The organism is Burkholderia sp. MSh2, assembly GCF_000731655.1.
GTDB classification, from domain to species: domain Bacteria; phylum Pseudomonadota; class Gammaproteobacteria; order Burkholderiales; family Burkholderiaceae; genus Burkholderia; species Burkholderia paludis.
In genome coordinates this window covers 108767-132256 of sequence record NZ_JPGM01000029.1, presented here as the reverse complement: position 1 = coordinate 132256, position 23490 = coordinate 108767, and the positions used below count along the sequence as shown (strand labels likewise).

18 protein-coding genes are annotated in these 23490 nt (G+C 69.8%); 10 read left to right on the top strand and 8 right to left on the bottom strand.

Annotation, left to right across the window (positions count from 1 at the left end; all coding sequences use genetic code 11):
- The first annotated feature begins 2 nt into the window (after positions 1 to 2).
- On the top strand, positions 3 to 2090 hold the full coding sequence (locus GQ57_RS19340) for a MacB family efflux pump subunit (RefSeq protein WP_034198746.1): 2088 nt from the start codon (positions 3 to 5) through the stop codon (positions 2088 to 2090).
- A gap of 12 nt (positions 2091 to 2102) precedes the next feature.
- Positions 2103 to 3476, top strand: a complete 1374-nt coding sequence (locus GQ57_RS19335) for an efflux transporter outer membrane subunit (RefSeq protein WP_034198745.1) — start codon at positions 2103 to 2105, stop codon at positions 3474 to 3476.
- 33 nt (positions 3477 to 3509) lie between these two features.
- Here the strand turns inward: GQ57_RS19335 and GQ57_RS19330 are convergent, their stop codons facing one another.
- A complete protein-coding gene (locus tag GQ57_RS19330) occupies positions 3510 to 5048 on the bottom strand; it encodes an MFS transporter (RefSeq protein WP_034198744.1) in 1539 nt (512 codons plus the stop codon).
- Positions 5049 to 5226: 178 nt separating this feature from the next.
- Here GQ57_RS19330 and GQ57_RS19325 point away from each other — a divergent pair, with 178 nt between their 5' ends.
- Positions 5227 to 6162 carry a LysR family transcriptional regulator gene (locus GQ57_RS19325; RefSeq protein ID WP_031398765.1) on the top strand — a complete coding sequence of 312 codons (936 nt, stop codon included), beginning with the start codon at positions 5227 to 5229 and terminating at the stop codon, positions 6160 to 6162.
- Between the two features lie 40 nt (positions 6163 to 6202).
- Here the strand turns inward: GQ57_RS19325 and GQ57_RS19320 are convergent, their stop codons facing one another.
- The 6 genes from GQ57_RS19320 to GQ57_RS19295 form a co-directional block, all read right to left on the bottom strand.
- A complete protein-coding gene (locus GQ57_RS19320; RefSeq protein WP_034198743.1) occupies positions 6203 to 7342 on the bottom strand; it encodes an enoyl-CoA hydratase/isomerase family protein in 1140 nt (379 codons plus the stop codon).
- Complete coding sequence (locus tag GQ57_RS19315) at positions 7339 to 8130, bottom strand: enoyl-CoA hydratase (protein ID WP_031398763.1); 792 nt, start codon at positions 8128 to 8130, stop codon at positions 7339 to 7341. The genes GQ57_RS19320 and GQ57_RS19315 overlap by 4 nt, the downstream gene beginning before the upstream one ends.
- The gene (gene mmsB, locus GQ57_RS19310; RefSeq protein ID WP_031398762.1) at positions 8130 to 9029 is read right to left on the bottom strand and encodes a 3-hydroxyisobutyrate dehydrogenase; all 900 of its coding nucleotides are present in this window, start codon (positions 9027 to 9029) and stop codon (positions 8130 to 8132) included. Before mmsB ends, GQ57_RS19315 begins: the two co-directional genes overlap by 1 nt.
- Before the next feature lie 18 nt (positions 9030 to 9047).
- A complete protein-coding gene (locus GQ57_RS19305) occupies positions 9048 to 10577 on the bottom strand; it encodes a CoA-acylating methylmalonate-semialdehyde dehydrogenase (RefSeq protein WP_031398761.1) in 1530 nt (509 codons plus the stop codon).
- A 109-nt stretch (positions 10578 to 10686) separates the two neighbouring features.
- On the bottom strand, positions 10687 to 12393 hold the full coding sequence (locus GQ57_RS19300; RefSeq protein WP_034198742.1) for an AMP-binding protein: 1707 nt from the start codon (positions 12391 to 12393) through the stop codon (positions 10687 to 10689).
- Between the two features lie 300 nt (positions 12394 to 12693).
- Entirely contained in the window at positions 12694 to 13827 is a 1134-nt protein-coding gene (locus GQ57_RS19295; protein ID WP_031398759.1) for an acyl-CoA dehydrogenase family protein, read from the bottom strand.
- A 137-nt stretch (positions 13828 to 13964) separates the two neighbouring features.
- Between GQ57_RS19295 and GQ57_RS19290 the strand changes: the two genes are divergently transcribed.
- From GQ57_RS19290 to GQ57_RS19280, 3 genes are all read left to right on the top strand, one after another.
- Positions 13965 to 14999 (top strand): AraC family transcriptional regulator, encoded by a 1035-nt coding sequence (locus tag GQ57_RS19290; RefSeq protein ID WP_034198741.1) that lies wholly within the window; start codon positions 13965 to 13967, stop codon positions 14997 to 14999.
- Positions 15000 to 15110: 111 nt separating this feature from the next.
- A complete protein-coding gene (locus GQ57_RS19285) occupies positions 15111 to 16661 on the top strand; it encodes an NfeD family protein (RefSeq protein ID WP_034198740.1) in 1551 nt (516 codons plus the stop codon).
- Positions 16658 to 17431 carry a slipin family protein gene (locus tag GQ57_RS19280; protein ID WP_034198739.1) on the top strand — a complete coding sequence of 258 codons (774 nt, stop codon included), beginning with the start codon at positions 16658 to 16660 and terminating at the stop codon, positions 17429 to 17431. The genes GQ57_RS19285 and GQ57_RS19280 overlap by 4 nt, the downstream gene beginning before the upstream one ends.
- Positions 17432 to 17474: 43 nt before the next feature.
- On the opposite strand, the gene GQ57_RS19275 is transcribed toward GQ57_RS19280, so the two are convergent.
- Positions 17475 to 18752 carry an HAD family hydrolase gene (locus GQ57_RS19275; RefSeq protein WP_034198738.1) on the bottom strand — a complete coding sequence of 426 codons (1278 nt, stop codon included), beginning with the start codon at positions 18750 to 18752 and terminating at the stop codon, positions 17475 to 17477.
- A 498-nt stretch (positions 18753 to 19250) separates the two neighbouring features.
- Between GQ57_RS19275 and GQ57_RS19270 the strand changes: the two genes are divergently transcribed.
- The 4 genes from GQ57_RS19270 (at position 19251) to GQ57_RS19255 (ending at position 23284) form a co-directional block, all read left to right on the top strand.
- Complete coding sequence (locus GQ57_RS19270; RefSeq protein ID WP_031398754.1) at positions 19251 to 20150, top strand: M24 family metallopeptidase; 900 nt, start codon at positions 19251 to 19253, stop codon at positions 20148 to 20150.
- Positions 20151 to 20194: 44 nt separating this feature from the next.
- The gene (locus GQ57_RS19265) at positions 20195 to 21982 is read left to right on the top strand and encodes an SDR family oxidoreductase (RefSeq protein ID WP_034198737.1); all 1788 of its coding nucleotides are present in this window, start codon (positions 20195 to 20197) and stop codon (positions 21980 to 21982) included.
- Positions 21983 to 22012: 30 nt separating this feature from the next.
- Complete coding sequence (locus GQ57_RS19260) at positions 22013 to 22918, top strand: metal-dependent hydrolase (protein ID WP_031398752.1); 906 nt, start codon at positions 22013 to 22015, stop codon at positions 22916 to 22918.
- 78 nt (positions 22919 to 22996) lie between these two features.
- A complete protein-coding gene (locus GQ57_RS19255; RefSeq protein WP_031398751.1) occupies positions 22997 to 23284 on the top strand; it encodes a hypothetical protein in 288 nt (95 codons plus the stop codon).
- The last annotated feature ends 206 nt before the right edge of the window (positions 23285 to 23490 follow it).

Below are 23490 nucleotides of genomic sequence, written 5' to 3'. Positions count from 1 at the left end.
CGATGCGCCGGCCCCTGCTGAAACTATCCGCCGTCACGCGACGCTTTCCGGCCGGCGACAAGGACATCGTCGTGCTGAACGACGTCAACCTGTCGATCCACGCGGGCGAAATCGTCGCGATCGTCGGCGCGTCGGGCTCCGGCAAGTCGACGCTGATGAACATCCTCGGCTGCCTCGACCATCCGAGCGAAGGCACCTACACGGTCGGCGGGCGCGACACGCACATGCTCGACAGCGACGAGCTCGCGCAACTGCGCCGCGAGCACTTCGGCTTCGTGTTCCAGCGCTATCACCTGCTGCCGCACGTCGATGCGGTCGCAAACCTCGAAATGCCCGCGATCTATGCGGGCACCGCACGCGCCGAGCGGCACGAGCGCGCGCGCGAACTGCTCGCGCGCCTCGGCCTCGCGGATCGCGCGCACCACCGGCCCGGGCAGTTGTCCGGCGGCCAGCAGCAGCGCGTGAGCATCGCGCGTGCGCTGATGAACGGCGGCCAGGTGATCCTCGCGGACGAACCGACCGGCGCGCTCGACACGAAAAGCGGCCAGGACGTGCTCCGCATCCTGCACGAGCTGAACGCGCTCGGCCATACGATCGTGATCGTCACGCACGACAAGGCGGTCGCGCGCCACGCGCGGCGCATCATCGAGATCAGCGACGGCGAGATCGTCGCCGACCGGCCGAACCGCCAATACGCCGACGCGCTCGCGGAAGCCGGCATCGATGCGGCGCACACGCCCGACGCGGCGGCCGGCACGCCGCCCGCATCCGCATCCGCATCCGCACCCGCACCCGCACCCGCATCTGCATCCGTATCCGCATCCGCGCACGACGCCGCGCCGCCGCCCGGCGACGCCGGCACCGGCACGCGCGCACGGCGCTTCGCGGCCGGCACCGGCCGCTTCGCCGAGGCGTGCCGGATGGCGTGGATCGCGCTCGTGTCGCACCGGCTGCGCACGCTGCTGACGATGCTCGGCATCATCATCGGCATCACGTCGGTCGTATCGATCGTCGCGATCGGCGAAGGCGCGAAGCGCTACATGCTCGACGAGATCGGCAGCATCGGCACGAACACGATCAACATCTATCCGGGCGCCGACTGGGGCGACAGCCGCGCCGACGCGATCCAGACGCTCGTGCCCGCCGACGTCGCCGCGCTCGCCGAGCAGCCGTACGTCGACAGCGCGACGCCCGAAACGTCGCGCACGCTGCTGCTGCGCTATCGCAACGTCGACGTGAACGCGCTCGTGAGCGGCGTCGGCGACCGCTTCTTCCAGGCGCGCGGAATGCGCTTCGCGCTGGGCGTAGCGTTCGACGAGGACGCGGTGCGCCGCCAGGTGCAGGTGGCCGTGATCGACCAGAACACGCGCCGCAAGCTGTTCGGCGCGGCGCGCAACCCGATCGGCGAGGTGATCCTGGTCGACAACGTGCCGTGCGTCGTGATCGGCGTGACGGCCGACAAGAAGAGCGCGTTCGGCAGCGTGAAAAGCCTGAACGTGTGGGTGCCGTACACGACCGCGAGCGGGCGCCTGTTCGGGCAGCGCCATCTCGACAGCATCACCGTGCGCGTGCGCGACGGGCAGCCGAGCGCCGCCGCCGAGAAAAGCCTCGAGAAGCTGATGACCCAGCGCCACGGCCGCAAGGATTTCTTCACGTACAACATGGACAGCGTGGTGAAGACCGTCGAGAAGACCGGCCAGTCGCTGACGCTGCTGCTGTCGCTGATCGCCGTGATCTCGCTCGTGGTCGGCGGGATCGGCGTGATGAACATCATGCTCGTGTCGGTCACCGAGCGTACGCGCGAGATCGGCATCCGGATGGCCGTCGGCGCGCGCCAGTCCGACATCCTGCAGCAGTTTCTCGTCGAGGCCGTGCTGGTCTGCCTGCTCGGCGGCACGATCGGCATCGCGCTGTCGTTCGGCCTCGGTGCGGTGTTCTCGATGTTCGTCGCGCAATGGAAGATGGTGTTCTCGGCCGGCGCGATCGTCACCGCGTTCGTCTGCTCGACGCTCACCGGTGTGATTTTCGGCTTCATGCCCGCGCGCAATGCGTCGCGGCTCGATCCGATCGATGCGCTCGCGCGCGACTGACGAAAGACTGCCATGACGTACACCTCACCGCTTCACCGCCTGGGCGCACTCGCATGCGCGGCCGCGCTGCTGGCCGGCTGCACGGGCGCGCGCCATGCCCCGCTGCCCGCCGTCGCGATGCCCGCGAACTGGGCGGCGCCGGTCGCGGCCGGCGCGCCGGCCGCGACGCGCGACTGGTGGCGCAGCTTCGGCGATCCGCAACTCGACGCGCTGATCGACGACGCGCTGCGCGCCAACAACGACCTCGCGATCGCGGCGATCCGCGTGTATCGCGCGCAACTGCAGGCCGGGCTGGCCGATACGAACCTGACGCCCAGCGTGACGGTCGGCGCGAACGGCGCCGTGTCGCGCACGCTGGATACGCACCAGATGAGCCGCTCGAGCGGCGTGAACGGTTCGCTCAGCTACGAAATCGACCTGTGGGGCCGGCTGGCCGCGCTGCGCGATGCCGCGCGCTGGGAAGCCGACGCGACGGCCGCCGATCTCGAAGCCGCGCGGCTGTCGCTGATCGGCACGACCGCGTCGCTGTACTGGCGGCTCGGCTATCTGAACCGGCAGATCGCGCTCGGCGACGCGAACATCGCGTATGCGGAGCGCACGCTCGCCATCGTCCGGTCGCGGCACTCGGCCGGCGCCGTGTCGGGGCTCGATCTCGCGCAGGCGGAACAGAGCCTCGCCGCGCAACGCGCCGCCCAGACGCAGCTGATCCAGCAGCGCACCGAGAGCCGCCACGCGCTCGCGATCCTGTTCGACCGGCCGCCGCAGCAGCGCGCGGCCGAGCCGGCGGCGCTGCCCGACGCGGCGCCGCCCGACGTGGCGGCCGATTTGCCGGCCAGCCTGCTGGGCCGGCGCCCCGACCTGCGCGCGGCGGAGTTCCGGCTGCGCGAGTCGCTCGCGCAGGTCGACGCCACGCGCACGAGCTTCTATCCGACCTTCACGCTGACCGGCCAGGCCGGCACGTCGAGCACGAGCCTCGAGCGCGTGCTCGCGAATCCGGTCGGCACGCTCGGGCTCGGCCTGGCGCTGCCGTTCATCCAGTGGAACACGATGCAACTGCAGGTCAAGGTATCGAAGACGCAGTACGAGGAGGCCGTCGTCGGGTTCCGCCAGAAGCTCTATACGGCGCTCGCGGAAGTCGAGAACGCACTGTCGGCACGCGTGCAGCTCGAACGCGAGGCCGAGCAGCGCGCGCTGTCGCTGGCCCAGGCGCAGCGCGCCGAGCGGCTGGCCGCCGCGCGGTTCGCGGCCGGCGCGACCGCCGTGCAGCCGTGGCTCGACCAGCAACAGCGGCTGCGCGACGCGCAAGGCGCCGACGAACAGACGCGCCTGAACCGGCTCAACAACCAGATGACGCTGTACCGCGCGCTCGGCGGCGGGATGTCCTGACCGGCGTGGGCGCCGGGCCGGCCGCGCCCGGCGTCATTCGCACACGGCCGCCTCGCGCCGCGCCGGCGCGAACGCCACCGCGCTCGCGGCCGCGAGCACGGCCACCCCCGCCGCGCCGTACACCATCACCCAGCCGAATCCGTGCACGAGCGCCGCGTGCAGCGCCGCGCCGGTCGGATCGGCCTGCGCGAGCGCCGGCGCGATGGCCTGCAGCCCGTCGACGCGGCCCGACGCGATCTCCTGCGCGAGCGTGCGCAACGCCGCATCGCCGATCGCGCCCGCGACGCCGGCCTTCAGGCTCGCGACGATCCCCGCGACCAGCACGAAGCCCATCGCCGCGATGTTCAGCGCAAGCGAGATCATCCGCGCGCTCATGTCGATGCCCGACGCCATCCCGGCCCGCGCGCTCGGCACCGCGCCCGTCGTCGTGTTGGTGACGGGCGTGTTCGTCAGCCCGAGGCCGATGCCGGCGATCACGCAACCCGGCAGCATGGTCAGCCAGCTCGCGTGCTCCGCCGCGCTGCCGAGCCGCATCAGCGCGAAACCGGCCGCGATGGTGAACAGGCCGCCCGGAATCACGACGCCCGGCCCGTAGCGCAGCACGAGCCGCTCGCCGACCGGCGGCACGACCAGCGTCGGCAGCGTGTACGCGAGCAATGCGAGGCCGGCCGTCACGCTGTCGTAGCCGAGCGCGACCTGGAACCAGATCGGCAGGTAGATCATGAACGGCCAGAAGCTGAAGTTCATGCCCATCGAGCCGAAGATCGCCCCGGTGAACGCGCGGATCCGGAACACCGAGAAGTCGAACATCGGCCGCGCGCTGGCGCGTTCCGCGACGATGAAGCCGGCCAGCGCCAGCACGGTCGCGCCCAGCACGCCGAGCCCGGCGGCGCTGGTCAGCCCGAGTTCGGCGCTTTGCGTGATGTAGAACGCCAGGCCGAGCACCGCGAGCGACAACGTGACGATGCCCGCCACGTCGAGCTTGCCCGCATGCGGATCGCGCGATTCCCGCACCGCGCCGCCGATCAGCGCGAGCGCGACGGCCGCGAGCGGCGCGTGCACGAGAAACACCCACGGCCAGCTCGCCAGCGCGACGATCGCGCCGCCGACGATCGGCCCGAAACCGAGCCCGATGCCGAACACGATCCCCCAGATCCCGAACGCGCGGCCGCGCTCGCGGCCCTCGCGGAACTGGTGCGACAGAACGGCAATCTGGCAGATCAGCATCGCGCCGCCGCTGGCGCCCTGCAGCAGCCGCCCCGCGACGAGCACCGGCACGTTCGGCGCGAGCCCGCACAGCAGCGACGTCGCGCCGAACAGCACGGTGCCGATCACGTACACGCGCTTGCGGCCGAACCGGTCGGCGAGCGTGCCGGCCGCCATCAGCACGGTCGTGCATGCGATCGTGTACGCGTTCATGATCCACTGCATGCCGTTGAAATCGCCATGCAGCACGTGTTCGAGCGTCGGCAGGATCACCGGCACGCTCGAGATTTCGAGGCCGAACATCAGCGACGTGAGACAGACGGCCGCGAGCGCGACCGCATTCCTGCGGGAGTCGGATAGCGTCATGCGTATTGCGCGGCGGCCCGGCAACGGGCCGCGCACCTCCAGGTGAGAAGGATGGCCCGCGTGCGGCCGGCAACGCACGCTGGACGGGAATCGGTACTATAGTGAGAATCTCGATCCCCATTGACGCACCCGTTTCGCCAGACTCGGGAATTACAGGACCCAATCGACGCACCCTGCCATGACCGACAGACTCGACGGCGTGACGACCTTCGTCCAGGTAGTGGAATCGGGCAGCTTCGCGCTGGCCGCGGAGCGGCTCGACATGACGCGCTCGGCCGTCGGCAAGGCGGTCGCGCGGCTCGAGAAGCGGCTCGGCGCGCGGCTGCTGCAGCGCACGACGCGCAGCCAGAGCCTGACCGACGACGGCCAGGCGTACTACGACCGCTGCGTGCGCGCGCTCGCGGAGCTGGAAGCGGCCGAGGCCGACCTCGACTGCGGCCGCAACGAGCCGCGCGGCAAGCTGCGCCTGAGCGTGCCGCTCGCGTTCGGGCACCACTGCGTGACGCCGGTCGTGCTCGATCTCGCGCGCACCTATCCGCACTTGCGGATCGACGTATCGATCAGCGACCGCTTCGTCGATCTCGTCGAGGAAGGCATCGACCTCGCGGTGCGGATCGGCACGCTCGCGGACAGCACGAGCCTCGCGGTGCGGCGGCTCGGCAGGCAATACGGCAGCCTCGGCGCGGCGCCGTCGTATCTCGCGCGCCACGGGATGCCGACGTCGCTCGACGATCTGAAGCACCACCGGACGATCGCGTATTCACGTTCGGGCGTGGTTCAACCGTGGGACCTGCGCGCGCCGGACGGCTCGACGGTCCGTATCGACATGCCGCACCAGCTGAGTTTCGACGACGTGCAGGCGATCGCGGCGGCCGGCGCGGCGGGATTCGGAATTGCGTGGCTGCCGAGCTGGCTGCTCGATCACTACGTGAAGCGCGGCGAGATGACGGTCGTGCTCGACCGCTGCTTCGTCTGCGAAGGCGACATCCACGCGCTGTGGCCGAAGACGCGCTACCTGCCGCGCAAAACGCGCTGCGTGATCGACGCGCTCGCGCAGGCCGTGCCGCCGATGATCGGACGCCAGGACGACGCGCGCCGGGACAGGACGCGATGAGATGAATGGAAGCCGACGCGCCGGGCGGCGCGTCGGGTCGTCACGCCGCGCCGAGATCGGCCAGCGGATGCGCGAACAGCTTCCACGGCGACGTGAGGAAATGCCGCACGCGTTCGGCGCGCAGCTCGACGAGCGACGCGGGCGCCCAGCGCGGCTTGCGATCCTTGTCGACGAGATGCGCGCGCACGCCTTCGCAGAAGTCGCCTTCCTCGATCGCTCGCGCGACGATGCCGAGTTCCATCCGAAACGATTCGGCCAGCGTCATCTGCCGGCCGCGCAGCAGCGCCTCGCGCGTCACGGCGAGCATCGTCGGCGAGTGGCTCGCGAGCGCATCGAGCGCCGCCTGCAGCCATTGACGGTGCTCGCGCGCCAGTTCGTCGCGCGCCAGGTCCTGCGTCAGCGTCGCGACGATCCGCTCGACGCCCGAGCGCTTGTCGAAGTGACGCACGATCCACGGCATCTGCCCGTCGAGCGCCGCATGCGGCACGACGTTGCACGGCGGCTCGAACACCTTGCGCAGCAGCGGCAGCACGTCGCCGTCCCACTTGACGCTCTCGATGCGCGTCTCGAACGTGTCGAGCCACGCGGACGGCACGCACAGGTCCGCCAGCTTCGCGGTCAGCGCGTCGGCGCCCGACAGCAGCGCGCCGGTCAGCCCGACGTACAGTTCGAGTTCCACCGGCATGCGCGACAGGAAATGCGTCGCGCCGACGTCGGGCACGAGGCCGATGCGCGTCTCCGGCATCGCGATCTTGCTGCGTTCCGTCGCGACGCGCAGCGCCGCGCCCTGGGCGAGGCCCATGCCGCCGCCCATCGTCACGCCGTCCATCAGCGCGACCACCGGCTTCGGGAACGTGTGGATCGCGTAGTCGAGCCGGTATTCGTCGACGAAGAACGGCAGCCAGGTCTCGCGCTGCGCCACCATCCGGTGCAGCGCGCGCACGTCGCCGCCGGCGCAGAAGCCCTTCTCGCCCGCGCCGCGCAGCACGACCGCAACGATCTGGTCGTCGTCGCGGCAGCGCGCGAGGAGCGCGGCCAGCTCGCCGATCATCGCGTACGACAGCGCGTTGAGCGCGGCCGGCCGGTTCAGCGTGATCAGCGCCACGCGGTTCACCACGCGGAACAGCACCTCCGGCGCGGGCTGTGCGAAGGCGTCGGGAGTCGAGACCGGCGTGCTCATCGTTGCGGCTCCCCGTCGGTGTGCCATTGCGGCGCGCGCTTGCCGAGAAACGCGGCCACGCCCTCGCGCGGATCGTTCGTGTCGAACAGGTCGACGAAGCGCTCGCGCTCGACCGCCAGCGCCGCGCCGCGCGGCACGCCGCGGCGCGCGAGGCCGATCAGCTCCTTGCTGTACGCGACCGCATGCGGGCTCTGCCGCACGACGTTGCGCGCAAGCGCCAGCGCCGCATCGCGTGCCGCGCCCGATTCCACGACGTCCTCGACGAGGCCGATCCGCAGCGCGGTGGCCGCGTCGACGCGCGCGCCGGTCAGGATGATCTTCTTCGCCCAGCCTTCGCCGACGAGCCAGGGCAGCGTCTGCGTACCGAGCCCGCACGGCAGCAGGCCGACCGACGGCTCGGGCAGCGCCATCTGCGCATGCGTCTCGGCAATCCGCAGGTCGCATGCCAGCGCGCACTCGAGCCCGCCGCCCATCGCATAGCCGTTGATCGCCGCGATCGTCACGACACGCGCATCGTGCAGCGCCTCGAACGCCGCGCCGAAGCGCGACGCCATCGCGCGCGCGACCGCGCGGTCGCCGTCGGCGAACGTGTTGAGATCGGCGCCCGCGCTGAAGAACTTCGGGCCGTCGCCCGTGATCACCAGCGCGCGCACGCGCGGATTCGCGTTCAGTTCGGCAACGGTTGCCTGCAGTTGCTGCAGCCCGTCGGCGGTGAAGGCGTTCGCGGGCGGACGCTTGAGCGTCGCGCACGCGATCGCGCCGTCGTCGACGTAGTCCAGTTCGATCATTACGCGTCCTTCTTCGTTGCCGGTTGGTACAGGCGGATCACCGCCGAGAAATCGAGCTGCCCGTCGCCGCGGCTGCTCACCGTCTGATACAGCTGCTGCGCGAGCGCGCCGAGATAGACGGGCTGGCGCGCCTGCTTCGCCGCGTCGTTGGCGAGGCCGAGATCCTTCAGCATCAGGTCGGTGCCGAAGCCGCCCGAGTAGCCGCGCGACGAAGGCGCGGTGTCGATCACGCCCGGATACGGGTTGTAGGTGTCCGAACTCCAGCAGCGGCCCGTCGACGTGTTGACGATGCCGGCCAGCACTTTCGGGTCGATGCCGAGCGCGACGCCGAGCGACATCGCTTCCGATACGGCCGCCATCGAGATGCCGAGCACGAGGTTGTTGCAGACTTTCGCGACCTGCCCCATGCCCGTCGCGCCGCAGTGGACGATGTTCTTGCCCATGCCGGCCAGCACCGGCTTCACGCGCTCGAAATCCGCATCGCTGCCGCCGACCATGAAGGTCAGCGTGCCGGCCGCCGCGCCGCCGGTGCCGCCCGACACGGGCGCATCGACGAACGCGCCGCCATGCTCGCGCACCAGCGCGCCGAACGCCTGCGCGCTGGCCGGATCGATCGTGCTCGAATCGATCACGGTCGCGCCGGCGCCGAGGCCGGCCAGCACGCCGTTTTCGCCCGACAGCACCGACCGCACGTGCGGCGCGGCCGGCAGCATCGTGATGACGAAGGTCGCGCCCGACGCCGCATCGCGCGGCGACGCGGCCACCTGCCCGCCGGCGTCCTGCAGCGCGCGCAGCGCGTCCGCGCTCAGGTCGAACGCGTGCACCTCATGGCCGGCCTTGAGCAGGTTCAGCGCCATCGGCGCACCCATGTGGCCGAGGCCGATAAAACCGATTTTCATGTTCGTGTCCTCCGCCGCTCAATGCAGCCGGATCGTCGTATTCACCGGGCCCGCCGTCGCGTCGTCGTCGAACCAGCGCGCGGTGACCGTCTTGGTTTGCGTGTAGAACTGCACGACCTGCTTGCCGTACGGGCCCAGGTCGCCGAGCTTCGAGCCGCGCGAGCCGGTGAAGCTGAAGAACGGCACCGGCACCGGGATCGGGATGTTGATGCCGACCTGGCCGATGTCGATCTCGCTCTGGAACTTGCGCGCGGCCGCGCCGCTCTGCGTGAACAGGCCCACGCCGTTGCCGAACGGGTTCGCGTTGACGAGCGCGATCGCGTCGTCGAGCGTGTCGGCTTCCATCACGACCAGCACCGGCCCGAAGATTTCATGCGTGTAGACCGACATGCCGGTCGTCACGCCCGAGAAGATCGTCGGGCCGACGAAGTTGCCGTGCTCGTAGCCGGGCACCTTCACGTCGCGGCCGTCGAGTTCGAGCTTCGCGCCTTCCTTCACGCCCGCGTCGATCAGCGACAGGATGCGTTCCTTCGCCGCCTTCGACACGACCGGCCCGACGTCCGTGCCGGCTTCCGCGCCCGCATTGACCTTCAGCGCCTTCGCCTTCTCGACGATGTCCGGCAGCCAGTCGCGCGCGCGGCCGACCAGCACGACCACCGAGGTCGCCATGCAGCGCTGGCCGGCCGCGCCGAAGCCCGCGCCGACGAGCGCGTTGATCGCCTGCTCGCGGTGTGCGTCGGGCAGCACGACCGCGTGGTTCTTCGCGCCCATCATCGACTGCACGCGCTTGCCGTGCGCGCTGCCGAGGTTGTACACGTGCGTGCCGACCGCGGTCGAGCCGACGAACGAGATCGCCTTCACGAGCGGATGCGTGCAGATCGCGTCGACCACCTCCTTGCCGCCGTGCACGACGTTCAGCACGCCTTTCGGCACGCCGGCCTCGATCGCGAGCTCGACGAGCGCCATCGTCGACAGCGGGTCCTGCTCCGACGGCTTCAGCACGAAGGTGTTGCCGCACACGATCGCCATCGGGAACATCCACAGCGGGATCATCGCGGGGAAGTTGAACGGCGTGATGCCCGCGCACACGCCGAGCGGCTGGCGCAGCGTGTAGGTATCGACGCCGCCCGCGACGTTCTCCGCGAACTCGCCGAGCTGCAACGTGCCGATCGAACATGCGTGCTCGACGACTTCCAGGCCGCGGAAGATGTCGCCCTCGGCGTCGGGAATCGTCTTGCCCTGCTCGGCGGTCAGCATCTTCGCGATGCGCTGCTGGTTCGTACGGACGAGATCCTGGAACTTCAGCATGATGCGCATGCGCGCGCCGATCGGCGTGTTCTTCCACGTCGCGAAGGCGGCGTGTGCGGCCTGCACGGCCGCGTCGACTTCCGCGACGGTCGCGAACGGCACGCGCGCGAGCACCTGCTGCGTCGCGGGGTTGACGATGTCGCGCCACTCGTTCGTGGCGGACTCGACAAAAGCGCCGTCGATCAGCAGCTTGACCGTCGGCACGTCTTGCCCCGTGCGGGGCGTCGGATTCGCGTTCATCGATCCCATCTCCTGGCAGAGGGCCGCGCAGCGTCATGTCGCCGCGCGGCCGGTTCAATCCGGCTGCGGGCCGCGGCCGCGGAATGCGGCGCGCACGGCCCGCGGTCGATCACTTCAATTCGGCGGCGAAATCTTCTTCCCAGTATTCGCCGGGCATCCGCGCGCTCGGGTCGTCGCCGCGCTCGATCTCGCGACGGCGCAGCTCGACGCGGCGGATCTTTCCCGAGATCGTCTTCGGCAACTCCGCGAACTGCAGGCGGCGGATGCGCTTGTACGGCGCGAGCTTCTCGCGCGAGAAACGGAAGATCTCCAGCGCGAGCGCCGGGCTTTCCTCGTAGCCCTGGCGCAGCATGACGAACGTCTTCGGCACCGACAGCCTCACGGGGTCGGGGCTCGGCACGACGGCCGCCTCGGCGATCGCCGGATGCTCGATCAGCACGCTCTCGAGTTCGAACGGGCTCAGCCGGTAGTCGGACGACTTGAACACGTCGTCCGCGCGACCGATGTAGACGTAATAGCCGTCGTCGCGGCGCATCGCGATATCGGACGTGCGGTAGTGGCCGTCGCGCATCGCGTGGGCCGTCGCATCGGGGTTGTTCGCGTAGCCGCTCATCAGCCCGACCGGGCGCGCGGCGTCGGCGCCGATGGGCAACGCGACCTCCCCTTCGGTCACGGGGGCGCCGTCCGGGTCGAGCAGCGCGATCCGGTAGCCGGGCAGCGGCCGGCCCATCGAGCCCGCGACGACCGGCTGGCCCGGCGAGTTGCCGATCAGGCAGGTCGTCTCGGTCTGGCCGTAGCCGTCGCGGATCGCGATGCCCCACGCCTTCTTCACGCGCTCGATGATCTCGGGATTCAGCGGCTCGCCCGCGCCGACGATCTCGCGCAGCTTCACGTCGAACGACGCGAGCGGCTGCTGCACGAGCATGCGCCACACGGTCGGCGGCGCGCACAGCGTCGTCACCTGGTATTTGACGAGCGCATCGAGCACGACCTTGGGCTCGAAGCGCGCGTAGTTGAATGCGAACACGCAGGCCTGCGCGTTCCACGGCGCGAAGAAGCAGCTCCACGCGTGCTTCGCCCAGCCCGGCGAGCTGATGTTCCAGTGAATGTCGCCCGGCTGCAGGCCGACCCAGTACATCGTCGACAGATGGCCGACCGGGTAGGTGCGGTGCGTATGCTCGACGAGCTTCGGCTTCGACGTCGTGCCCGACGTGAAGTACAGCAGCATCGGATCGTTCGCGTGCGTGACGGCGTCCGGTTCGAACGCGTCGCTCGCCGCGTAGCCGTCGTTCATCGCGAGCCAGCCTTCGCGCGGCGCGCCGGCGACGATCTTCCGCGCGAGGCCGAGATCCGGCTGTTCGAATTTCGCGGTCTCGTTCTCGTCGACGATCGCGTATTTCGCGCCGCCGATCTGCACGCGGTCGCGCACGTCGTCGGGCGACAGTTGCGTGGTGGCGGGCAGCACGATCGCGCCGAGCTTCATCGCGGCGAGCATCGCGTCCCACAGTTCGACGCGGTTCGGCAGCATCAACAGGATCCGGTCGCCGCGCACGACGCCGATCGAGCGCAGCCAGTTCGCGATCCGCGACGAACGTTCGGACATCTGCGCGAACGAATACGGATCGCCCGTGCCGGTGGCCGCATCGACGATCCACAGCGCGGGCCGGTCGTTGCCGCGCGCCATCGGGTCGAAGTAGTCGAGCGCCCAGTTGAACGCATCGAGCGCCGGCCACGCGAAATCGCGGTATGCGGTGTCGTAGTCCGTGCGATGGCGCAGCAGAAAGTCGCGTGCGTCCAGGAATGCCTGTACCGTCATCGTGTCGTCTCCTGTCGGCCCACGTTAGCGCTTCAGCGCTTACGTGGGCCCCATGCCTTGCGCGGTCGGCCCACGTTGGCGCTTCAGCGCTTACGTGGGCCCCATGCCCTGCGCGGTCGGCCCACGTTGGCGCTTCCGCGCCTGCGCGGGCCCCGTGCTTCGCGGTCGACCGGCGCACGCGCCGCGGCGCATGCCCGATCCCCTCCGATGCGGCGCACGGTCGCGTCATTGCGCGCCGCGTTCACCGCCCTGGCCTCCTCGTGTCCTGCATGATGTTTCGTCGGCGATGGCCGGCGCGACTCAAAGCTGTCGCGCGATCACCATCCGCTGCACTTCGCTCGTGCCTTCGTAGATCTGCGTGATGCGCGCGTCGCGGTAGTGACGCTCGACCTCGTAATCGACCAGATAACCGTAGCCGCCGTGGATCTGGATCGCGTCCGAGCACACGCGTTCGGCCATCTCGGACGCGTACAGCTTCGCCTGCGACGCTTCCGACAGGCACGGCAGCCCGGCCGTGCGCAGCTTCGCCGCGTGATGCACGAGCAGGCGCGCGGCGTTGATCTGCACGGCCATGTCGGCGAGCTTCTGCTGGATCGCCTGATGCTCGGCGATCGGCTTGCCGAACTGCACGCGCTCGCCCGCATAGCGGCGCGCCTTGTCGAACGCGGCGCGCGCGATGCCGAGCGCCTGCGCGGCGATGCCGATGCGTCCGCCCTCGAGATTCGACAGCGCGATCTTCAGCCCCTCGCCGCGCTGGCCGAGCAGGTTCTCTTCCGGAATCGCGCAGTTCTCGAACGTGATCGGGCACGTATCCGACGCGCGGATGCCCATCTTCTTTTCAGGCTTGCCGACGATGAAGCCCGGCGTATCGGTCGGCACCAGGAACGCCGAGATGCCGCGCTTGCCGGCCTCCGGGTCGGTCATGGCAAAAACGATCGCCACGCCCGCGCGCTGGCCGTTGGTCACGAACTGCTTCGCGCCGTTCAGTACCCATTTGCCGTCGCGCAGCTCCGCACGCGTGCGCAGGTTGTTCGCCTCGGAGCCGGCGTGCGGCTCGGTCAGGCAGAACGCGCCGATCACGCGGCCGGACGCCATGTCGGCCAGCCAGCGATCCTTCTGCGCGGGCGTGCCGAAGCCGAGGATCGGCCCGCAACCGACCGAGTTGTGCACGCTCATCATCGTCGCGCACGCCGCGTCGCCGGCGGCCACTTCCTCCATCGCCAGCGCGTAGGCCACGTAGTCCGTATACGAGCCGCCCAGCTCCTGCGGCACGATCATCCCGAGCAGGCCGAGTTCGCCGAGCTGCGCGACGATGGCGTCGGGCAACTGCGCGTCGTGGTCCCACTGCGCGGCGTTCGGCGCCAGCATCTCGGTGGCGAACGCGCGCGCGGCATCGCGGATCATCCGCTGGTCTTCGGTGTAAAGCTCGTCCATGGTGCTGCTGTCTCCCGCGGCCGCCGGGCGCGACCGTCCTTGCGTTTCGATGCAACAAGTGTAGGCAAGCACGCCCGACTGTTCGATGCTCGCGTCGCTCATTTACACTGAGCGTTTTTGCCACACCGGCGGCACGGATGAAGCAGGAAGACAAGGGAACCGTCGCGATCAGCCTGGTCGCCTACAGCGTCGCGCTCGCCACCCGGCGCGGCGTCGAGGCCGAGCCGCTGCTCGCGCAGGCCGGCATCGCGCCCGCGCTGCTCGGGCAGCCGCGCGCACGCGTGTCCGCGCAACAATACGGCGCATTGTGGAACGCAATCGCGCGCACGCTCGACGACGAGTTTTTCGGGCAGGATCGCCACCCGATGCGCAGCGGCAGCTTCATCGCGATGAGCCAGGCCGCGCTGTCCGCGCGCGACGGCCTGCACGCGATGGCGCGCGCGGTGAACTTCATGCACTGCGTGCTCGACGACCTGCACGCGGAACTCGACGCGACCCCGCAGCGCGTGCGGCTGCGCTTCGTGCACCGCAACAACGGCGCAACGCCCGCGATGTTCACGTACGCGACCTATTTCATCATCGTCTACGGGCTCACCTGCTGGCTGATCGGGCGGCGCATTCCGCTGCTGCACGCGAGCTTCCGCTGCGACACGCCGCCGGCCGATCACGAATACCCGGCGATGTTCTGCGACGACATGCGTTTCAACGAGCCCGACTCGTATGTCGATTTCGATCCCGAATTCGCGACGCTGCCGGTCGTGCAGAACGCGAAGACGCTGAAGACGTTCCTGCGCAACGCGCCGGCCAGTTTCATCGTCAAGTACCGCAATCCGAACGCGCTCGCGCAGCGCGTGCGCGCGGTGCTGCGCGGCATGCCGCCCGCCGCGTGGCCGGGCGCGGGCGGGATGGCCGCGCGGCTGCACGTGGCCGAGGCCACGCTGCGGCGCAAACTGCACCAGGAAGGCCACGCGTACCAGTCGATCAAGGACACGCTGCGGCGCGATCTCGCATTCGAGGCGCTGGCCGACCCCGCGCGCACGATCGCCGACGTCGCGGCGGCGGCCGGCTTCGCCGAGCCGAGCGCGTTCTACCGCGCGTTTCGCAAATGGAGCGGGCGCAGCCCGGCCGACTATCGCGACGAAGTGCTTGCGCGGGGCGGCGGCGCGGGCTGACCCGGCCGGCGCTTCGCGCTTTCCGCCGAAACCGCCTAATCTTTAAGCATCGGGCCCACGCCCTTTCCGCAAGCCGGACGGCGCGCGGCCGCGCGCCGCCCGGACGTCCCGATGCTCGTTCACCGTCATGGGCCGCCGCCGGCGCCTGCCACGCCCGGCGGCCACCCTCGTCACCCGCTGTCCGCGCGGGTCGCGCGCGCCGCGCTGTTCGCGGCGCTGCTTGTCGTATGCGCCGCGGTCGCCGCGCCCCAGCCGGCCGAAGCGCCCGCCGATCGCCCGGTGGTCGTGATCCCCGTCAACGGCGCGATCGGGCCGGCCAGCGCCGATTTCATCGTCCGCTCGCTCGACCGCGCCGCGCGCCGTCACGCGCCGCTCGCGATCCTGCAGCTCGACACGCCCGGCGGCCTCGATACGTCGATGCGGCAGATCATCAAGGCCATCCTCGGCTCGCCCGTGCCGGTCGCCGCGTTCGTCGCGCCCGGCGGCGCGCGGGCCGCGAGCGCGGGCACCTACCTCGTCTACGCGAGCCACTTCGCGGCGATGGCGCCCGGCACCAATCTCGGCGCGGCGTCGCCCGTGCAGTTCGGCATCGGCGGCGCCGCGCCGCCGGGCGCGAACCCGGCCGCTCCGCGGGCGCCGGGCGCGGCGGGCGGGTCCGATGCGGCCGCCACGTCGGCCGCGCTGCCGAACGACACCCAGTCGACCGAGATCCGCAAGGCGACGCAGGACGCCGCCGCGTACATCCGCGGCCTCGCGCAGTTGCGCGGGCGCAATGCCGCGTGGGCCGAGCGGGCGGTGCGGGAAGCCGTCAGCCTGTCGGCGAACGAGGCGCGCGCGCAGCACGTCATCGACCTGATCGCGCAGGATCCCGACGACCTCGCGCGCCAGCTCGACGGCCGCACCGCCGTGACCGCCGCCGGCACGGTGCGGCTCGCGACCGCGCATGCGCCGCTCGTCGTGGTCGAGCCCGACTGGCGCAGCCGCTTCCTGGCCATCATTGCCGATCCGAACGTCGCGCTGATCCTGCTGACGATCGGCATCTACGGCCTCTTCTTCGAATTCGCGAACCCCGGCTTCGTGCTGCCGGGCGTCGTCGGCACGATCTGCCTGCTGGTGGGGCTGTTCGCGATGCAGTTGCTGCCGGTCAGCTATGCGGGGCTCGGCCTCGTGCTGCTCGGCCTCGGCTGCCTGGTGGCCGAGGCGTTCCTGCCGACCTTCGGCGTGCTCGGTTTCGGCGGCATCGTGTCGTTCACGATCGGCGCGCTGATGCTGATCGACACCGACGTGCCCGGCTACGGGATTCCGTGGCCCGTGATCGCGAGCCTCGCGCTCGGCGGCGGGCTGCTCGTCGCCGGCGTGTCGAGCGTCGCGTTGCGGGCGCGACGCCGCCCGGTCGTGACGGGCGCGGAGGCGATGGTCGGCAGCATCGGCGAAGTGCTCGACGACGGCCTGCTGGCCGACCAGCCGCACGGCGCGGGCGGCGCCGCGCCGTCCGCCGCCGGCTGGGCGCGCGTGCGCGGCGAGCGCTGGCGCGTCGCCAGCAATGCACCGCTCGCCGCGGGCTGCCGCGTGCGCGTCACCGGCCGCCAGGGGCTGCTGCTCACCGTCGCCCCGCTCTATGACGTGGCCGCGCAAGAACAACATCAAGGAGAGCCGTCATGATCGGCTACACGTTCGGCTTCAGCAGCGTCCTGATCGTCTTCGTCGCGGTGCTCGTCGCGTCGTCGATCCGCATCTTCCGCGAATACGAGCGCGGCGTGGTGTTCATGCTCGGCCGGTTCTGGAAGGTGAAGGGGCCGGGGCTCGTGCTGATCATCCCGATCGTCCAGCAGGTCGTGCGGATCGACCTGCGCACCGTCGTGTTCGACGTGCCCGCGCAGGACGTGATCACGCGCGACAACGTGTCGGTGAAGGTGAATGCGGTCGTGTATTTCCGCGTGGTCGATCCGGAGAAAGCCGTGATCCAGGTCGCGCGCTTCTTCGAGGCGACGAGCCAGCTCGCGCAGACGACGCTGCGCGCGGTGCTCGGCAAGCACGAACTCGACGCGCTGCTCGCCGAGCGCGAGCAGCTGAACGCCGACATCCAGAAGACGCTCGACGCGCAGACCGATGCATGGGGGATCAAGGTGTCGACGGTGGAAATCAAGCACGTCGACCTCAACGAAACGATGATCCGCGCGATCGCGCGGCAGGCCGAGGCCGAACGCGAGCGGCGCGCGAAGGTGATTCACGCGGAGGGCGAGCTGCAGGCGTCGGAAAAGCTGCTGCAGGCCGCGCAGCGGCTCGCGCAGCAGCCGCAGGCGATGCAGCTGCGCTACCTGCAGACGCTGACGACGATCGCGGCGGACAAGAATTCGACGATCGTGTTTCCGCTGCCGATCGACCTGCTGGGGGTGTTGCTGGAGCGGTGGAGCGGGAAGCGGGAGGGGTGAAGCGCGCGGGGCCCGGCCCGTGCGCTTCAACGCCCGTCGGGCGTCAGGCCAGCAGCTTGCGCTCGGTCTTGCCGTACTTGATCGACTTCTCGTCCGGAATCATCAGGCCCGTGTGCTCGTCGCGCCCCTGCAGCAGGAAACGCGCGTCCGGGTTGCCGATCTGCCCGGCCGCGAGCTTGCTGTCCGCGCCGATCTCGCCCGTCTTCATCCGGTTGACGATCACGCCGGCCGCGGTGTCCTTGAAGTCGCGCAGCATCCACGCGTCGCCGTCGCTGTCGCCGAACACCAGCAGCGGGCCGTAGCCCTTCTTCGACGCGAGGACGTTGCGGATGCCCACGGTCTTGCCGGGCCCCCAGTTGAAATGCCAGCCGGCCGGATAGGTGCTCGTGTACTTGTCGTCCTGCATGTCGAGACGCAGGCCGATCACGTTTTCCGGCGGCACGCCGTAGCCGTAGTTGGGATTGCCGGCGAATACGCGCACGACGTCGTCGAGCGACGCCGTGCTCACGTACACGTCGATGCCGTTCGCGCGCAGCGTATGCATCACCGCGCGGATTTCCTCGTGAATGCGGATGCCGTGAAAATGCGTGTCGGCCACCACGCCGGCCTTGCCCGGCAGCGCCTTCGGGCTCTCGTAGCGGACCTTGCGCAGCGCGTCGCCGATCCCGTAGTTGTTCGACGCTTCCGCCATCGCCTGCAACTCGGCGGTCGTCATGTTCTTGTAGAAGTAGAGGATCCACTTGTAGCCGATTTCGAGCGGATGCGTGTCGCAGATCGCGTCGTACATGAAGTACAGCTTCGCGCGGAAATCCTTGAACTGGTCGGTCTCGCGAATCTCGTCGAGACTCTTGTCGCCGCCGAAGCCCTTGTAGTTCGCGTAAATCCAGCGGTAGTCGGATTCGACGTCGGCGGCGAGATCCTCCATCGTCACCGGCTTGCCGTCCACGGTCGTGTAATCCTTCATGAACGCGCCCTTCGGCACGTCCTTCCACATCACGCCGACGAATTCGTCCGGGGTCAGCCGGTACTGCAGATGATTGATCTGGTACATCAGCAACGCCTCTTCGCAGTCGTTCATGATGCACGTGTTGTCCCAGTCGAACACCGCGTACGGGCGGCGCTTGCCGTCGTAGCGAGCGCTCGCGACGCCATGCGCGTCGAGCACCGCCTGCAGACGCGCGGCGTTGAACGGCGACCAGCGGCCCGGGTCCAGCGCGTCCGGCGCGGATGCGCTTGCCGCGTCGGCCGTGCCGGCGTTGAGCATCAGCGACGTCGCGGCGGTCGCCGCGGCAAGGGTGTTCATGAACTGGCGGCGTTGCATGGTCTCTCTCCGTGAAATGTCGAATCGGCTTCGGGGCCGCCCCGCGCGCGATGCACCGGCACCGCCCGGCCGGGCGGCCTGGAACAGGGGGCGAATGATGTGACGAAATTATTTCGGCAATTTGACAGCGTCCCACCGCGATACGACGCGAAGTTGATCCGGCGCGACCTGCCGGCCCGGCGCCGGAGCCGCCCGCGCCGTCCTCCGGCCGATCCCGCCGGCCCGCACGCGCATGCGGCGCCACACCCCCTCCCCGAGCGACGGAAACCTAGAGCGTCCCCTCCATTTCCCCCTTCCATTAGGAGAAATCCTCACCTTCGGGGGCTGGCGCGCCACGGTGAACCGGCTATGATAATTACATTGATCAATGGCACATTAAATGCTGACTGAATAATTCGCGACACAACGGCGCGGATGCATTCCGGATCGGCACCCCGCCTTGAACCGGACCCGAGCCGCGCCGACGCGCAGGCGCGGGCCAACACATGGAGACGCATCATGGCCGACCGCCATTCGCTGCCGGAAGTCCACCTCGACGAATTGCCGCAGTTCCGCGCGGTCCAGCAGCTGGCTTACCGCTGTGTCGAAACCGTCGGCGCGATGCTCTACCCGGGCATCACCGAGAAGGAAGCCGCGCGCCTGCTGACCGAATGGCTGCAGGACAACGGCGTGCGCGACTGGCTGCACAAGCCGTTCGCCTGGTTCGGCGACCGCACCGCGTTCGCCGGCTTCTCGGGCCTCAGGCACATGGGCGGCTTCAATCTCGCGTTCTTCCCGGGCAATCGCCAGCTCGAAACCGACATGCCGGTGATCCTCGACGTCGCGCCCGTGCTCGACGGCATCGTCGCGGATGTCGGCTACGCGCACTGCCTCGGCCACAACCCGATCCTCGAACAACTGCAGGACGACCTGATGGACCATCGCGACCTGATCGTGCGGCTCGTGAAGGCGCGCCGCCCGATGGCCGAGGTCGCGCAGGAAGTCGACGCGCTGTGCCGCCGCCAGGGCGTCGAGCCGCGCCACAAGGCCTATCCGTTCAAGGTGCTCGCGCATCGCGTCGCGAAGATCCACACGCTGTCGAAGCCGCGCTTCGTCGCGCGCTTCGGGCTGAACGCGACGCGCAACCTGCTGCTCGACCAGGGCCGCGCGGCGAAGCAGCAGGGCTGGTCGCCGCTGTGGTCGATCGACCGCCGCTCCGAGCATGCGCCCGTCCCGGGCCTGTGGGCCGTCGAGCCGCACCTGGGCTTCGCCGGTGTCGGCGCGAAGTTCGAGGAGCTGCTCGTGATCACGGAAGACGACGCGTACTGGCTCGACGACGACCTGCCGCACGTGCGCCGCTGGCAGCACCGCCTGGCCGAACGCACGCAGGCCGCGGCGACCGTGCCGGCCGCCGCCTGACGCGCGCCCTTCTTCCTCCCGACTCCCTGAACGACGGACTCACGATGCAGCCTCTCTCCGACGAAGCGCCGCTGGCCCTGTTCGAATCGGTACACAGCGAGACGGCGGTCGCCTCCGGCGACCTGACGCTCGCGGTCAGGACCTGGGGCGACCCGGCCCGCCCGCCGGTCGTGCTGGTGCACGGCTACCCCGACGACAGCAGCGTCTGGCAGCACGTCGCGCCGCTGCTCGCGCGCAAGCACTACGTGATCGCGTACGACGTGCGCGGCGCGGGCCTGTCCGGCGCCCCGAAGCGCACGGCCGACTACCACCTCGCGAAGCTGACCGACGATTTCGTCGCGGTGATCGACGCGCTCTGCCCCGGCCGGGCCGTCCATCTGGTCGCGCACGACTGGGGCTCGATCCAGGGCTGGGAATTCGTCACCGATCCGCGCCTCGCCGGCCGCATCGCGTCGTACACGTCGTGCTCGGGGCCGTGCCTCGACCATGTCGGCTTCTGGCTGCGCGAACGCCTGCTGCGCCCGACGCCCGCGTCGCTCGCGAGGCTCGGCGGCCAGCTCGTGCGGTCGTGGTACGTGTACCTGTTTCACCTGCCGTTCATCCCCGAGCTCGGCTGGCGGCTGTGGCTCGGCCGCGCGTGGCCGCGCCTGCTGCGCCGGCTCGAGAAGACGCCCGCCGCGCCGCGCCCGACGCAGGCCGACGACGGTGCGCGCGGCGTGCGCCTCTATCGCGCGAACTTCATCCGCTGCCTGTTCGCGCCGCGCGAGCGCCACGCGCATGCGCCGGTGCAGACGATCGTGCCGCTCGGCGACAAGTACGTGAGCCCCGCGTTGTCCGAGAACCTGTCGCGCTGGGTGCCGCAGTACTACCGCCGCGAAGTCGCGGCCGGCCACTGGCTGCCGCTCTCCGACCCGGCCCGCTTCGCGGGCCTCGCCGGAGAACTGATCGACGCGGTCGAATCGGGCAACGAACCGCCCGCGCTCGCGAACGCGCGCCGCCGCCCGACGAGCGGCCCGTTCAGCGGCAAGGTCGCGGTGGTGACCGGCGCGGGCAGCGGCATCGGCCGCTGCGCGGCGCTCGCGTTCGCCCGCGAAGGCGCGACGGTCGTCGCGTGCGACATCGATGCCGCGAGCGCCGAACGCACCGCGCTGCTGATCGGGCTGACCGGTGCGCAAGCGATCGCGAAACGCGTCGACGTCGGGTCCGCCGACGAGATGGAAGCGCTTGCGGCGTGGGTCGGCAGCGAACTCGGCGGCGCGGACGTCGTGATCAACAACGCGGGCATCGGCATGGCCGGCGGCATCCTCGACACGAGCACGCGGCACTGGGAACGCATCCTGCACGTGAACCTGTGGGGCGTGATTCACGGCTCGCGGCTGTTTGCGCGGCAGATGGCCGCGCGCGGCACTGGCGGCCACATCGTCAACACCGCGTCGGCCGCCGCGTTCGGGCCGTCGCGCGACCTGCCCGCCTATGCGACGACGAAGGCCGCCGTGCTGATGCTCAGCGAATGCATGCGCGCGGAACTCGCGGAGAAAGGCATCGGCGTGACGGCCGTATGCCCCGGCTTCGCGGAAACCGGAATCATGGCGTCGACGCAGTACGCGGGCGCCGACGCACGCGACGAGGCGCGGCTGCGCAAGCGCGCGACGAAGCTGTACCAGATGCGCGGACTGAAACCCGAAACCGTGGCGCAGGCGATGGTCGACGGCGTGCTGCGCAACCGCCCCGTCGTCGCGGTCGGCGGCGAGGCGCACGCGCTGCGCTTCGTCGGCCGCTTCATGCCGTGGCTGGGCCGGATGATCGCCCGCGTCAGCATGGCATCGCATTGACGGCGCACGCCGCCGCACAGGGAGACACGAATGACCGATACCGCCGACTATCACAAGATCAAGGCCCGGCACGTGAAGTTCGACTTCAGCGACACGCCGGTCACCTGGGTGCCGAACGACCCGGGCAGCACCCACATCATCAACACGCTGAACCTGCTGTTCCCGGAAGGCGAGCTGTGGTTCTGCCGCGTGTACAACAAGGCGCTGCCGCTGATCACCGACGCGCGCCTGCGCGACGAGGCCGAAGGCTTCCTGCGGCAGGAAGCCGTGCATTCGCGTTCGCACGGCGGCGTGCTCAAGCACTACTACGACCGGCACGGAATCGACACGAAGCCGTTCACGCAAAAGCTGAACCGGCTGTTCACGCGCGTGCTCGGCGAACAGCCGCTCGGGCTGAAGATCGGCCATACGCGTTTCTGGCTGCGGCAGCAGCTGGCCGTGATCGCGTCGCTCGAACATTTCTTCGGCTATCTCGGCAACTGGGTGCTCAACGCGCACGGGCTCGACGCAGGCAACGCCGACCCGACGATGGTCGACCTGCTGCGCTGGCACGGCGCCGAGGAAGTCGAGCACCGCACCGTCGCGTTCGACATCTACCGGCACATGGGCGGCACCTATCCGGAGCGCTGCCTGCACATGACGTTCGTGATCGTGCTGCTGCTCTACTACATCACGACGGGCGCGAAGTTCATGTACCGGCGCGACCCCGGCGCCGGCCGCTATCCGGGCTTCGTGCTCGCGTGGTGGCAAGGTTCGCGGCGCGGGCACCTGCCGTCGTTCTGGAAGGTGATCGGCGCGGCGCTGCGCTATTTCAAACCGGGCTATACGCCGCACCACGAAGGCTCGACCGAGCAGGCGCTCGCCTACCTCGCCCGCTCGCCGGCGGCGCAGGCGGCCGCGCACGGCGGCAACTGGGGCACGACGAAGGGCGCCTGACCGGATTTTCTGCCGGCCCGGCGGGCGTCGTCCGCCGAAATGCGTACAATCGCGGCTTCATTTCCCGGAGGTGCCGCGATGGCCATGAAGAAAACCGATCTCGAAAAGAACAAGGCGCTCAAGCTGACGCACGCGATGAAGCAGTCGGGCTCCGCGCGTTTCGGCAAAAGCGCCGACGATGCGGCCAAGCTCGACCGTCGCGCACAACGCAAGCTCGACCAGGAACAGGGCCTCGTGCCGTTCGCGTGCAAGCTCAACGCCGAGCTCGTCGAACAGCTCAAGGCGCGCGCGGCCACGCACCCGGAAGGGATGACGGGCCTGCTGTCCGAACTGCTCGTGAACGGGCTCGCGCAACGCGACGCATAACCCGTCTTATCTCATAAACGCCGTTGACATTGCGGCGCTGCCAAGACACACTGCTCCGCATGCCCATGCTCAAGCCCAACGCCATCGCGACTACAAAACCGGTGAACGCCCATACGCGGCGATCACGGGGGGCGCTTGTGCGTTAGCATCGAGATTCAGTTACGCATGTCACAAGGCCTCGCCGGAAACGGACGAGGCCTTTTTTT

Bases quoted from the DNA above. Each gene is read 5' to 3' on its own strand.
- GQ57_RS19330 (WP_034198744.1), bottom strand. From the start codon at position 5,048: ATGACGCTATCCGACTCCCGCAGGAATGCGGTCGCGCTCGCGGCCGTC.
- GQ57_RS19300 (WP_034198742.1), bottom strand. From the start codon at position 12,393: ATGACGGTACAGGCATTCCTGGACGCACGCGACTTTCTGCTGCGCCAT.
- GQ57_RS19290 (WP_034198741.1), top strand. From the start codon at position 13,965: ATGAAGCAGGAAGACAAGGGAACCGTCGCGATCAGCCTGGTCGCCTAC.
- GQ57_RS19265 (WP_034198737.1), top strand. From the start codon at position 20,195: ATGCAGCCTCTCTCCGACGAAGCGCCGCTGGCCCTGTTCGAATCGGTA.
- GQ57_RS19320 (WP_034198743.1), bottom strand. From the start codon at position 7,342: ATGAGCACGCCGGTCTCGACTCCCGACGCCTTCGCACAGCCCGCGCCG.
- GQ57_RS19295 (WP_031398759.1), bottom strand. From the start codon at position 13,827: ATGGACGAGCTTTACACCGAAGACCAGCGGATGATCCGCGATGCCGCG.
- GQ57_RS19280 (WP_034198739.1), top strand. From the start codon at position 16,658: ATGATCGGCTACACGTTCGGCTTCAGCAGCGTCCTGATCGTCTTCGTC.
- GQ57_RS19340 (WP_034198746.1), top strand. From the start codon at position 3: ATGCGCCGGCCCCTGCTGAAACTATCCGCCGTCACGCGACGCTTTCCG.
- mmsB (WP_031398762.1), bottom strand. From the start codon at position 9,029: ATGAAAATCGGTTTTATCGGCCTCGGCCACATGGGTGCGCCGATGGCG.
- GQ57_RS19305 (WP_031398761.1), bottom strand. From the start codon at position 10,577: ATGAACGCGAATCCGACGCCCCGCACGGGGCAAGACGTGCCGACGGTC.
- GQ57_RS19270 (WP_031398754.1), top strand. From the start codon at position 19,251: ATGGCCGACCGCCATTCGCTGCCGGAAGTCCACCTCGACGAATTGCCG.
- GQ57_RS19335 (WP_034198745.1), top strand. From the start codon at position 2,103: ATGACGTACACCTCACCGCTTCACCGCCTGGGCGCACTCGCATGCGCG.
- GQ57_RS19260 (WP_031398752.1), top strand. From the start codon at position 22,013: ATGACCGATACCGCCGACTATCACAAGATCAAGGCCCGGCACGTGAAG.
- GQ57_RS19285 (WP_034198740.1), top strand. From the start codon at position 15,111: ATGCTCGTTCACCGTCATGGGCCGCCGCCGGCGCCTGCCACGCCCGGC.
- GQ57_RS19275 (WP_034198738.1), bottom strand. From the start codon at position 18,752: ATGCAACGCCGCCAGTTCATGAACACCCTTGCCGCGGCGACCGCCGCG.
- GQ57_RS19255 (WP_031398751.1), top strand. From the start codon at position 22,997: ATGGCCATGAAGAAAACCGATCTCGAAAAGAACAAGGCGCTCAAGCTG.
- GQ57_RS19325 (WP_031398765.1), top strand. From the start codon at position 5,227: ATGACCGACAGACTCGACGGCGTGACGACCTTCGTCCAGGTAGTGGAA.
- GQ57_RS19315 (WP_031398763.1), bottom strand. From the start codon at position 8,130: ATGATCGAACTGGACTACGTCGACGACGGCGCGATCGCGTGCGCGACG.